Source organism: Ruminiclostridium sufflavum DSM 19573 (genome assembly GCF_003208175.1).
GTDB lineage: Bacteria > Bacillota > Clostridia > Acetivibrionales > DSM-1351 > Ruminiclostridium > Ruminiclostridium sufflavum.
The window spans coordinates 91,886-104,053 of sequence record NZ_QKMR01000005.1 but is presented as its reverse complement, the minus strand read 5'-3'; the positions used below and the strand labels follow the sequence as shown (position 1 = coordinate 104,053).

Sequence of the window (12,168 nt, the reverse complement as noted above, 5' to 3'; positions counted from 1 at the left end):
AATCAACTATTTAAAAGCATTTCTAAATCCGATAAGGAAACTTCCATGCGTTTGGAGGTTTCCGCCATTGACAGCCCGGAATCAAGGAACCGTTTTACAACCTTCTTCATATTCTCGCCAACTTCAATAATATGTCCATCCAAATCATAAAAACGGACGGAGCGTTGTCCCCATTCAGCTTCCTTAACGCCATCCCCTATATACCTAATGTCGTTGCGCTGCTCTAATTTTGCAATGAAGTCGTCAAATTCACTTTCCTCAAAGTACAGCTCCATATTATTAGATTCCTTCAAGACGCTTTTTTTCGGAATACCTAACAGCCAATCAAAGTCCTGCTGCAAAGACAATCCTCCAAAGGAAATATTTCTGCCATAGTCTTGAAACACCTCAAGCTTAAATAAATCCTGATAAAACCTTTTGGAAAGACTTATATCTTTCACTGCAATGCAAACTCCTTGATATTTCATTTGAGTTTCCTCCAATAATATAAATTATGTTTAAACAGCGTTTTTGTCCTGTTTTTTAAGTATAACATGAAAAAACAGGCTGAAACAGATACAATTCTGCATCTGTTTCAGCCTGATAACCTCGAAGTAATTGGTTATTTTATATATTGCCGTTTTGACTGGCTGCAATCAGCTTTTTCATATCACAGATATAGCACGGAGGGTACATCAATTAATACAATTGTTTTACCTTGAGGTGGGCAGGCCATCCTTGGAAACCAAGACGAATAATAAACCGGAAACGTATTCAAAGCACTTTAGCAATCATTTGAACAAGATTAAAATACTTTCCGTTTTCTGCTTTCATCATTTTTATGTCCTCCGCAACAACGGGATGATATGCGGTAAGCCATTCCTCCCATGCTTGCTTGCAGCAGGCCATTTCGCAGATATCCACTATTTCAATACCCTTTTCCCTGCCCCATAACTCCTTCCACCAGTCAAGAGAGTGTATAGTCCTTGCCACTTCGTCATTCCAAAACGGCTTCATTTCATCAGGGACATTTTTCCCAAACTCATATTTTAGTCCGGGAACCGCTACAGCGATATAGCCATCCTTTTTCACAAAAGGAATGAGCGACGGCAGCATTTCTGCTGTGTCACCAAAATAATGGTAAGCATCCACACTAAAGAGCAGGTCAAAATATTCGTTTGCGAAAGGCAGCCCCTTAGTCGCATCTACGGAAACCGGAACGACCCTATCATCAATCCCGATAGATTTGAATCGCTCATAATTTTCAGTTGGCGAAATCCAAAGGTCGGCGGCAAAAACGGATGCTCCATACCTTTTCGTCAGATAAAGCGTGGAAAGACCGTTCCCACAGCCGAGGTCAAGGATTCGCATATTCTCGTTGATGTTCAGGTGCGACGCTAATTCCTCAGACACCCGCATGGCATTTGGCCCCATCATTGTTTTTTTCAGGAACTTAATATTTTCATTATTGAACATAAACCGGTCTGTAAATGTATACATAGTCTTCTTCCTCTCTAATTTTGATTTTCGCCTTATAGAAAGAAAATAAAAAAGCACAGTATAATTACTGCGCTACAAACTACACCATTATAAAAAATGGATGCTCATTCAATCTGTAAGGCAGTTTTTGATAACACAAATAAAAGCAGTACAACTGCTCATCTCATGTCTTTAACATAAATCCTTACAGGATGACCGACATCAACACACCACTCTTTCTTTAATTTACAAATTTACTTTATCATGATACTATTATTATGTCAATGTAACGAATCGCTTTACATTTCAATTTCGCTTATGCACAAGAGTCTGAAACAGTTTATTTATCTGCATAAGCTAAGCCATTTGCACATCTCTGTTCAGTTTGATTATTATTGAGATGTCTGTTTTAAGGCTATTGCGGACGGCATCAACTTGAACAAAGAGTTCAAAAGCCGTAATATTTAGTTTTTTGTCTCTGATTTTCAGCTTTTTCGTATAATTAAATTTGAACATCAGTATTTATATGGCAATGCCATGAAACTTTGACATAAAGCTTCCGGGCAAGAAAAATGGCCTTCAATTTTATTCAGTCCAATAAGAACTGTTCAAAATTAAAAGGTCATCTAAAACGGACGCATCTGCAACCTTTCAAGTTTTTCCACACTCAAAATAAAAAAAACTTCCCTATGGCATTCTTTCAGGCAAAAATTAAGATTCCTCTTTATAGGCACAATTCAAAAGTGTTCATCTCCGACACATAGAGTTTTTTGAGGGAACCATGCAAAAGAAATTTATGTTTTTAAGCACAGATTAACCTCTTTTGGTGCAATCAGTCCGCCAAATCCCTTGATGCAATATCCGATTCACTTTCACCTTTACTATCCTGTTCGATGAGGCCCCTCTGTATTTGCACTGCTGTATCTCCCAAGAGCTTCGCCCGTTTCACCAATATCTGTGAAATAATCAAATGGCACAACTCGCCGGCAAAAAAGGCGAGGTAGAGTCCTTGTCCGTCAAACAGATAGACAGATACCAACAGAAAGAATTGTATGAAACCGATGCAACGCAAGAAAGAAATTACTGCAGAAAAGGCGTTTCGCTCTGTGGTCTGGAAATAGAGGATATTCATCAGTGTAACCCCTATGGCGATATACGCGAACGGATAAAGCCGAAGCATATGGCTCGTTAAAGCGGTTAATTCCGGGTTGTCTGAGCGGAACAGAGCTACGAGTCCTTCACTGAAGGCGAAACAAAGGCCCACCAATATCACCGGGACGATAATATTGGTTCGCATCCCAAGGGAATATGCATGAGAAAATGACTTTTTATCACCCTTGCCGTGGCAGAAGCTCATGAGCGGTTGTACACCCTGGGTAACACCGATCAATACCATGTTCATGATGGCGCATATATAGCCGACAATCGAATAGGCTGTCACTCCCAATGTCCCCACTGTGTGAATGATTGCCAGATTAAAAGAAAATGTAACCGCAGGCAGGCTGAACTCCATCAGGAATGTAGCAAGCCCATTGCTGAATACCCGTTTCATATCAGCAAAATTGAAAACGGGCTTTTTGATCCGCAGCATACCCTTTTTACCGGCAAAATGAGTTGCGTAGAATGCAATCTCTATAAGCATTCCGATGCCGTTTGTCATGGCCGCCACTTCAATACCGTAATGGAGAACCAGAATAAAGACAACATCAAGGATCGCATTGATGACTGCTCCGGTAACCGTCGCAATCATGACAAGTCTGGGGGCATAATCATTCCGCACAAAAATAGAAAGGCAGCAGACGATCATTTGAAAGAGGGAAAAGGGCGCCAGCCACTTCAAGTAAGCAGTAGCGGAGGGCAGCAGGGCTTCGTTTCCCCCCGCAAACAAGGCCAGTGACTCCCGGAAAAGAAACCCTGCGCAGGCCAGCACAGCGCCGACTGCAGCGGAAAGTGTCAGACATTGACAGAAGATACTGTTCGCTTTTGCCGCTTCTTCCTGACCCTTGTAAAACGAATAAACGTTGGCGCCACCTACCGAGATCAACATGGCCAGCGCAATAACAATCATGCCAAAAGGGAAGACGATATTTATGGCGGCCAGTCCTATTTCTCCAATTCCCTGCCCTACGACGATACCGTCCAAAACAGTATAAAGGGCTTGTACAACCATTCCTATAACAGAAGGGATTACATATTTGGTAAATTGCTTGTTGATTGGCTTGAGACTTGCATTTTGAACATTCATGTGATGTTGTCCTCCTGAAATCATCCCTGTGCTTTGCTTTTATGTTCACGTTTTGCGCTTTTGAAATCAAAAAAGCCGGATAAAATACCGGGAATAACCCCGACATCTTATCCAGCTTTATTTTCATTAAAAGCCCTCCGATGAATCGCTCAAATAATGGATCATTTGAGTTCATTAGTATTATAGCACATAAAGCATCAAAAAGAAACCGTCTAATTTCGACATGAAATCAGACGGTTTCTTTGAAGGAATCGTGCAAAAAGCTTATCTGTTTTTATACTGTCGAGGAGCTGTTATTTAGAAATACTCTCCACTAAAAAATACCTGGAATCCAATAGACTAGCCCAAGCCCCAGCGCAAAAGAGGCGGCATTGGCCACCAATGCATATACGCCTGGTTTCCAGCCGGGAATCTCTTTTGAGTTGCGCTTTTTCAGATACCATGTATAAAGAATCGCTTCCGCAATGAACACCCCTACTTCCAGCAGAACGTAGGATACCACAAATGCCAACTCCCCGGCACAGTAATTGATAATATTCAAAGCAAGGTTCAGCGCAATTTGCGTGATGACGTTAACGAGAATGATAAAACGGAACTGTTTTCTTTCCTGAAAACCAAACAGCAGCGCAATAGCAAGCTCGACGGCAATAGTAAGTAAAATACGGACGATCAGGGAAAGTGTTTCATTCGTATAATCGTAGGACTTTGCAGCAGAAAGACTTGTATCGGAAATCTGAACAGTGAAATAACTGTCAAAGGCATAACGCTCGTAGCGGTCATCACTGACGATAAAATGGTCTGTTTTGGGGAAATACAAAAGTATTTTAAATACCTGAGGCGGGTAGTACGTCCAGCTAAATTGATGTGTTTTTGTACAGTCTTTAAAGAATTGCAGAAAGGAATACCCCTCCGCGTCATGATACTCCGCAAATTTCAAAAAAATCTCATAGTCCTCGTCTCCCTCCACGTAATGGGCATTCCCCTTATTAGCGTTAAGCGCTGTGTAAGGACCAGTGGTTTTTTCACTGGCAAGCAACGTTGCATAATATGTTTTTCCGTCAAGCCCATTAAAATCTATCACAACAGACGGTTTCGGACCCATATCCGCATGGGCGGTTAACGAAAACATCACGGCGATGGTCAAAACGCATAGCAGTAGGAATCCTGTTTTTTTCACAAGACACCCTCCTTTTATCAAATTGCACTGCGCAGAGAGAATGCGAGGTCTTGGTTCTCATAAAGCAGCAACACACATGAAGATAATACCATATTTTTTCCAATAAAAAAAGACACAACTTCCCTCCGCCGGAAAGCAATGTCTTTTGGTATCACTTGTATAAAACAACTGCATGAACAGTTGCCCCATTATTATCAACAAGGAGAGCTTTCATAAACTTCACGCGATGCTTATTCTGCCAGCAAGTCCCGTGCTTAAAACAAAGAAATCATCCACCACGCATGACTTGTCAATGATAAACTTATCGCAACTGGTTTCATATTGAGCAGACGCGATCATATCTACATTTATTTTAACTGTTATAATGAATCAATCTTTGGTAAGTGATTCAAAACATGGCGTCGTGAACCATTAAGCTGATTGTGATAAACTTTCTGAAAACAAATTCAGGAGGTTGATTATGTTCAATCAGGAAAGTTATAGCCTATGGAAACAGAGAATCAGCGGGATGACAATCCCGGAATGGTGCGAAAAGAATCAGTTATCTCCTCATGTATACTATTACTGGAGAAAGATCATCCGTGGTTATAAGGAAGATCCGACCGTTTCCCCAAAGACAGCATTTGTTGAAATTCAGAAAATGGAGAAGGTTCCCGTTTCATCTTATGGAGTAATTCTGAGCTGGAAGGATGTCAGCATCAAGATTTCATCAAAGCACGAAGCCCTCTTGGCAGCAGAGGTAATCCGCGCACTGCAATCCTCATGTTGAGTTCATTTATTTCAGGAGCGGAGCACATTTACCTTGCATGTGGCGCAACTGATTTCAGGAAGCAGGCTGAATCACTTGTTGCAATGGTTACCCATGATAAACTCTCCCTTTTTCTTATGAGATATGTGAAAGCTTTATTTGAGTCCAGTGTGTTAAATTTCACACACTGGATTTTTACAAAAAAACAAAGGATTTCACGAAGTCCGAAAGCCTCTGAAACCCTTTATTTCTGTGTATTACATGCGAGCCACGTCAATTCTGGATATCATCCTGTTTTAAGATAGGAATTTGAACTATCATCATATGAAAATTAAAACATAATGCGCAATTGGCTCAGCATAATAAAGTTTGCTATAAATTCAATATAATTAATGGATTCTCACTTTACTGTCTTGCTTTGTAGAAATTTGTCTCGTAATAAACTCACCATTTTTAAAGAAGCCAATAGAACAGCAATCTTTTTGAGCATAAAACTCACCAAGCTTTTCTTTGGACTTTCCATCTTCTCTGCGGTATTCACGCATTATCCAAAGAATTTTACTCCCTATTTCCTCTGCTTTTGTAAGTAATTCTTTTTTGTCCACCAAAAGATAATCTTGATAGGTTCTCCATTTTTCGCCTGTTATACAGTATTCAGCTTTTACTTTTTTCTGATTGTCGCAGAACAAGTAACCGTCTGAATTAGTAATATGGAGTAAATCCCTTACGGGGAGAGAGGGTAAATCGTAATAAACATCACCATACTCCTGAAAATTATAGCAACACTTGTCAACAGCCGATTGGATATCTAATTGAGGAAAATCATCAACAAATCTACTATTATACCGCTTTTTCCAAGGAGACCAGCAAACCTCTTTAGGCGTAATATAACAAGATGAATATATCCCACCTTGCCAATCCACGGGATTCGATATATTATCAGCCAAATCTGGATCATCTCTTAATATATCAAGAAATTTATCAATATCGTCAGATGAAATTAATATTGAACTAATAAATAAACATGTTTCAACCCCAGTGGATCCATAAAAACATGAATATCCCTCCAGAGCCGCCAAGTTGTTGCTCTCTACGCTATATTTTTGTGTATTGTTATTGATAAACAGCCATTTAATCCACTCAACATCAGGCGAGTGAATAATTGAATTAATTACGTCCTCTTTCGTGTTGTATTGTCCTTCTAATATAACAACTTCTTTTTCAGGAATATGCCATGGATGATCTTCGGGTATATTATCTGGATCAATTTGGTTAAGTTCCTGCGCGGGGATGATGAAATCATCCAATAATCCATAATCAGTAACTCGAACGACCTTATCATCATCGCAATATAAAAGGCGATCTGATAAAAAGCCACTAATAACATTTCTTGCCTGCCAAACATATTTCTCGCAGATTGTCATAACCTGGCTTTGCGATCCGTGGGTAGCTGAATGATAAGATCCACTGATTGCGCAATCTACACCTCTGGCTTTTTTCTTTTCTCTATCATAATATTGAAATATCTCTTCATTCCAACCACATTGAGTTACAAAGGCAAACGCTGCAGATATGATAAACTGGTCGGTTGAAATACCTTTATATTCTGGCTGCTCCTTGGCAATTAGCTTTATTAACTTTTCATATTGATTTTTTACTCGTCTGTCATAATCAGAAAAGCATGAAGTGAAGTGGTCAATTAGCACGTATCTTGCTAAATCGTAGTCAATCCCACTATACCCACCCATACGCGTCCCAGACAAAGCATCCTTATTTAGAAGAATGTAATTGCTAACCGGCTTATACGGAGGCAAAAAAGACTCAGCTTCTTTCTTGTCAATAACGCCCAAACTAATTGCTTTTTGTACAATGGCACACGAATAATATCTTATTGAGATATCATAATTTTCTTGAATCTTATCTGGTGCTAAAATATTAGTGATCAGCCAATCAGCGGCTTCTTTAATCAATTTCTGATTCTCATCTTCGAACAATAGAGACATTAAGATTGAAAAGATGTCACTGCGTATTTGGGGATCGTTCACAGTGGAAAATTTGAGAAATAGCTTATAAAACTCATTGGGGGCTAGCTGCGCCCATTTCATTAGCGAATCTCTGTAAAACTTTCTTTGCAAGTTATTAACGGAGGATAACCCCCATGCGTATATTACTGGACAGCCACCAGCCATATCGTCATTGGATAAGACATACTCGTCATCGTTAAGCGCCAACTCTTTTGTGTAATACCATTTATCACTATGCGTGCCTTTTAGATAACATGGTATTGACCACATAATATCTCTATCAGCAGGGTTTATAAAACTGGATAAAAATTTATCAAGCAATGCACTTCCAAGAGGGTGCTGTATGTCTCTCGCTAATGGTAAAACAACATTATTTGTAATCGACATAAGAGGTTCTGCGCCACCCGACATTATTTGTAGAAGCCTTTCTTTATAAGTTTGGGCATTACTAGGGTTTGAATGACGTAATGCGATAAATAGAAGTTCTTCTTTAAACCATGGGTTAGCCACATTATCAATGGTTGCATTCGACGTTATGAGATAATTGCAATTTTGAATGGCGATAATCGTCAAAGCATACAGTGTGTTTTTCTGAATGTACATGTATTTTTCAAAATTAATGTTCTGCGGATGACTATATTCATCCAAAAGCATTAGGGCGGATGCATAATCAAAGTACCCTTGAATTCCCGGATAATAATAATAGGTATCGAGTGAAAGATATCTAGAACTATGCTCGCAAAATAATCTTAATATTCCATAATCCCCCAAATATTGCATTAACATCTCTACTTGAGATCGCTGTAATGTTAATTCCTTTAAAATAGTTTCAGTAAGTACATTTTTTTCAATACGGGGTTGATCATATAATGCTGCAGAAACTAGTCTAATAGCCCTTAGTATATACTGATTATTTACCGAAACTACATTCATTCGTGAACAGAACTCTTTTTCCAAAATATAAATTTTTTCTTTTAAGAGCATTGTTATTGAGACATCAGTTCGGTCATGGTATGATATGGGTTTTCCTTTGTTTATATCACAAAACAGCTTTAAGGATAACGGAGTTGTTAATGCATACTTTATCCAACCAACATTAGTAATATCAATATTGTAAGCTTTTGCATAACTCGAAAAAAGTTTGTAAGTTGGAGAATCACCACTAGCACCAATTTTTATTATTCTTGCGTAATTGGCATTTGAATCAATTATATAAGGCCTAGATGTAAAGCAAAATCGAATTTGAGGGTACTTTTGTACAATGGCATTTGTTTCTTGAATTAGTTGAATCCACTTCTGAGGAAGCGATGATTCATCAACCCCATCCACAATAATTATAATTTTAGGCAAAATGCACATCTGGGTATCTGAATTAACAGCATGAAAGCGTTTCCTATTTGAGAGAGAAGATAATGCTTGCCAAATTTCATCTTCGCTCCAATCACTTGTCAAGCCAAGGCTAGAGATGATTATATCTTTCCACATATAACCTGCAGGAATATCGCGTGCTTGAATAAGTATAGGAATATGGTTCCCATCATCAAGCAATTTTTCGGTTTCAGCTGCAACTCCGTGAGTTTTTCCAGTTCCAGGCTCACCTAAAAAGATAAGACTTTTTCTGTCATTGCCGTGCATAAGGATTTTTATCGCCTCTTGCATGTCAACCTTTTCTAGTTTTCGTAGCACTTTTGATACTTCATAAAAATGGAAATGGTGATGATACTCTTCTTTACTTTCTTTAAGTTGTTGAGTGAGCGTATCTATATCAATCCAAAAATCAGATTCATCTATGGAAATGTTAAATATTGTTTCATGATTTAACCATGCCAATGCCTTATCTATTTCATATTTCATTGCAGTCAAATGATTCTTTGTATCTGTTAAAGCAAGTGATAATTGTAGATCATTATCTCCGCATACAGAAATCAATTCGTCTGCCGCAAAAGAAAAGGCTTCACAGAGCATGCAAAAGCTTTCAAATGTCAGTCGAATAGCATTGCGCTGCTTTTGATTACCTAAAAATTCAGAAATGCAATTATCAATTTCACCGTAAGTATTTAATTCAGGAACATATTTTGTGGACAACCAACTTTCTTTACTTTTATTAAATGAAAACCTTGCATTTTCTTCAGAAACCTCCGCATTTTTAAACCAAAATTTATATATTCCTGCAGACGACTCTTTTTGAAGTTCCGAGATAAGCCGCGTTTCGTTCCATAAATCTATGGACAGAGTTGGGAATTCCTCCGACATAGTTGCCTGCATTTCGTTCCATCGTTTGTCTTCTGAATTTTCACCTTTACCTGTCAACGAAGCGAGATCTCGAGGAATGCAGACAATGTAACGGACAATTTGAGGACGAACTTTCATCGCTGTTTTGATGGAGTTTTTTATCTGATTTATCTGACTTTCAGAAATGCTTGAAGGAAACCATTTCGCTTGCAATCCGATAATTTCTCCATTAATTAACACAGCAAACGATTCTACCCCTCCATCGCCGCCCGCACCATTTACAATACTAAAAGAGTCAATATGCGATGAATATTCCGCTTTGCACCAATTCTCAAAGAGTTGATTGCATAACACTTCGAAAGCCTTAGTAGGCGCATCGTTATATGTTTGAAAATTTGTCCAATTCACGTTTATCTCCTTTGCTTAAAATCATTTGTTAAACGAGCCTCATTATTGCTATAACATACCGTTACATTTCTAAGCCATTCACCTGCGCAAAAACGTCCCATCCAACAATCGGCTTATGGTTGTTCTTGTAAAAATATCGTTCACGCTGCCCGGTATTATGCTTCTGCTTGCCAGTGAAGAAGTCCTCCACATAAGTCTTTTGCAGCATCACTGAGCCTGTGTATTTCTCGTTGCAAAGGATTTTTCGGATGCACTCGCGACTCCAAACTGGCTTACCTTTTGGTGAGGGGATTGCTCTTTTTGCCAGTTCTGCTGAAATTCTGCCAAGGCTATAGTCTCGCAGGCGTAAGTCAAAAATCATTTGAACAACCTTTGCTTCCTCTGGAACAATTGTGAGTATCTGCTTTGTTTTATCGAAGCAATACCCATAGCAAGGAAGATTTTGATAACCCGAGGTTCCTGCTTGAAACCCCTCATGGATTCCCCAATGAATGTTGTGGCTTTTGTTCTCACTCTCATTTTGCGCCAGCGCACAGTATATCTCAATAATGTGCTGTGCAGCAGGGTCAAGTAGATGAATATTTTCTTGTTCAAAATAAACATCAATGTTCCAGCTGCGAAGCTCCCGTAATCGCTGAATAGTCTCCAAGGAATTTCTTCCGAAGCGGCTGATAGACTTTGTAAGAATGAGATCCACTTTACTGGCTCGACATTTTGTCATAAGCTTCTTAAACGCCGGGCGTTGCCGAATATTCCGGCCCGTTGCTGTATCTGAAAACACCCCGGCATTCTCTCCAAAGGTACAGGCCTCGATTTTATCTGTATAATATCGAATCTGCGTTTCAAGGCTTAATTCTTGAGCCTCTTTGAGGCTGCTAACCCTACAATAAGCAGCAATCCGAAGGGGTTTATCCATAGATAAATTGTATTGCTTCAGGGAAATATTTGTAATAGTTCTATGGTTCATGGGCTTCGCCGCTTTCTTTGTTAATAGTATACCATATTCTGATTTATTTGAATATATTTCCTGTTAAAACGACAGCATCATTTTCATTTCTTGAACTGGGGCCTTTGCACGCTCATGCTTCATTTGCTGCACCGTTTCAAAATCCTGAGTTGAGATGATTGCATCATGGTGGTGAGTAATCAACATCTGATCAAGCTCGCCTTCGTTTTTAATCTGCGTACCGCAAATGCTCATTGTCTTTTGCAGCAGAACCGATCCTGTATACTTTTCATTCGAGAGCAATTTGGAAATCGCTTCACGATTCCATTTAGCTTTTCCGGTAGGGGAAAGTACTCCATGCTGTTCAAGACCGGCAGCGATTTTACCAAAGCTTTCTCCTACAAGATACCGTTCAAAAATCCAACGAACAACTTTTGCCTCACCATGATTGACGACAAGGTCGCCATTGGGCGAGATATCATAGCCATAGCACTGACGGTTCGCCATCTTGCAGTCTGTACTTTGAAAGGATTTGCGCAAGCCTTCTGTAATCCCATTTGATTTGTCAATATAAGTCGTCATGGTCAGATCCTCACTTTCTTAATTAGGGTACGAAAAAAGCACGATAGCTTTGGCAGCCATCGTGCTCATATAATTATTGTTTTTTGATTACGTGTGGGTTCAAATCCATACGTTCTGGAAATCTGCCAACCACTTAAAATGCTTCAAACCCGCATAAAGGAAAGTTGACAAATTCTCTTTCGAAAACTTGTCAACTTATCTTGGTGCGGATGACAGGACTTGAACCTGCACAGTCTCCCACTGGAACCTAAATCCAGCGCGTCTGCCAATTCCGCCACATCCGCATAAGCAATATTTATTATAAATACATCCGTAAGCTTTGTCAATCTCAGATTATTATAAAATTCA

Annotated in this window: 9 protein-coding genes and 1 tRNA gene; 1 reads left to right on the top strand and 9 read right to left on the bottom strand. The window is 39.3% G+C overall.

Annotated elements, in window-relative coordinates:
• Positions 1 to 2: 2 nt before the first annotated feature.
• The 5 genes from LY28_RS05585 to LY28_RS19790 all read right to left on the bottom strand — a co-directional run bounded on the left by LY28_RS05585 (position 3) and on the right by LY28_RS19790 (position 5,231).
• Positions 3 to 467, bottom strand: a complete 465-nt coding sequence (locus LY28_RS05585; protein WP_110461202.1) for a VOC family protein — start codon at positions 465 to 467, stop codon at positions 3 to 5.
• Between the two features lie 286 nt (positions 468 to 753).
• Positions 754 to 1,479, bottom strand: a complete 726-nt coding sequence (locus tag LY28_RS05580; RefSeq protein WP_110461201.1) for an SAM-dependent methyltransferase — start codon at positions 1,477 to 1,479, stop codon at positions 754 to 756.
• A gap of 811 nt (positions 1,480 to 2,290) precedes the next feature.
• Positions 2,291 to 3,703, bottom strand: a complete 1,413-nt coding sequence (locus LY28_RS05575) for an MATE family efflux transporter (RefSeq protein WP_110461200.1) — start codon at positions 3,701 to 3,703, stop codon at positions 2,291 to 2,293.
• Positions 3,704 to 4,016: 313 nt separating this feature from the next.
• A complete protein-coding gene (locus LY28_RS05570; RefSeq protein ID WP_242981160.1) occupies positions 4,017 to 4,880 on the bottom strand; it encodes a hypothetical protein in 864 nt (287 codons plus the stop codon).
• 219 nt (positions 4,881 to 5,099) lie between these two features.
• Positions 5,100 to 5,231, bottom strand: a complete 132-nt coding sequence (locus LY28_RS19790) for a DUF4180 domain-containing protein (protein ID WP_422784982.1) — start codon at positions 5,229 to 5,231, stop codon at positions 5,100 to 5,102.
• A 109-nt stretch (positions 5,232 to 5,340) separates the two neighbouring features.
• Here LY28_RS19790 and tnpA point away from each other — a divergent pair, with 109 nt between their 5' ends.
• Positions 5,341 to 5,649, top strand: a complete 309-nt coding sequence (gene tnpA / locus LY28_RS05560) for an IS66 family insertion sequence element accessory protein TnpA (protein WP_110461198.1) — start codon at positions 5,341 to 5,343, stop codon at positions 5,647 to 5,649.
• Between the two features lie 368 nt (positions 5,650 to 6,017).
• Here tnpA and LY28_RS05550 read toward each other — a convergent pair whose 3' ends face one another.
• The 4 genes from LY28_RS05550 to LY28_RS05535 all read right to left on the bottom strand — a co-directional run bounded on the left by LY28_RS05550 (position 6,018) and on the right by LY28_RS05535 (position 12,104).
• Positions 6,018 to 10,292: an NACHT domain-containing protein gene (locus LY28_RS05550; protein ID WP_110461196.1), complete on the bottom strand. Its 4,275-nt coding sequence runs from the start codon at positions 10,290 to 10,292 to the stop codon at positions 6,018 to 6,020.
• A gap of 61 nt (positions 10,293 to 10,353) precedes the next feature.
• A complete protein-coding gene (locus tag LY28_RS05545; protein ID WP_110461195.1) occupies positions 10,354 to 11,259 on the bottom strand; it encodes a recombinase family protein in 906 nt (301 codons plus the stop codon).
• A 63-nt stretch (positions 11,260 to 11,322) separates the two neighbouring features.
• Entirely contained in the window at positions 11,323 to 11,820 is a 498-nt protein-coding gene (locus LY28_RS05540) for a recombinase family protein (protein ID WP_110461194.1), read from the bottom strand.
• 201 nt (positions 11,821 to 12,021) lie between these two features.
• Positions 12,022 to 12,104 (bottom strand) — tRNA-Leu (locus LY28_RS05535).
• Between the last annotated feature and the right edge of the window lie 64 nt (positions 12,105 to 12,168).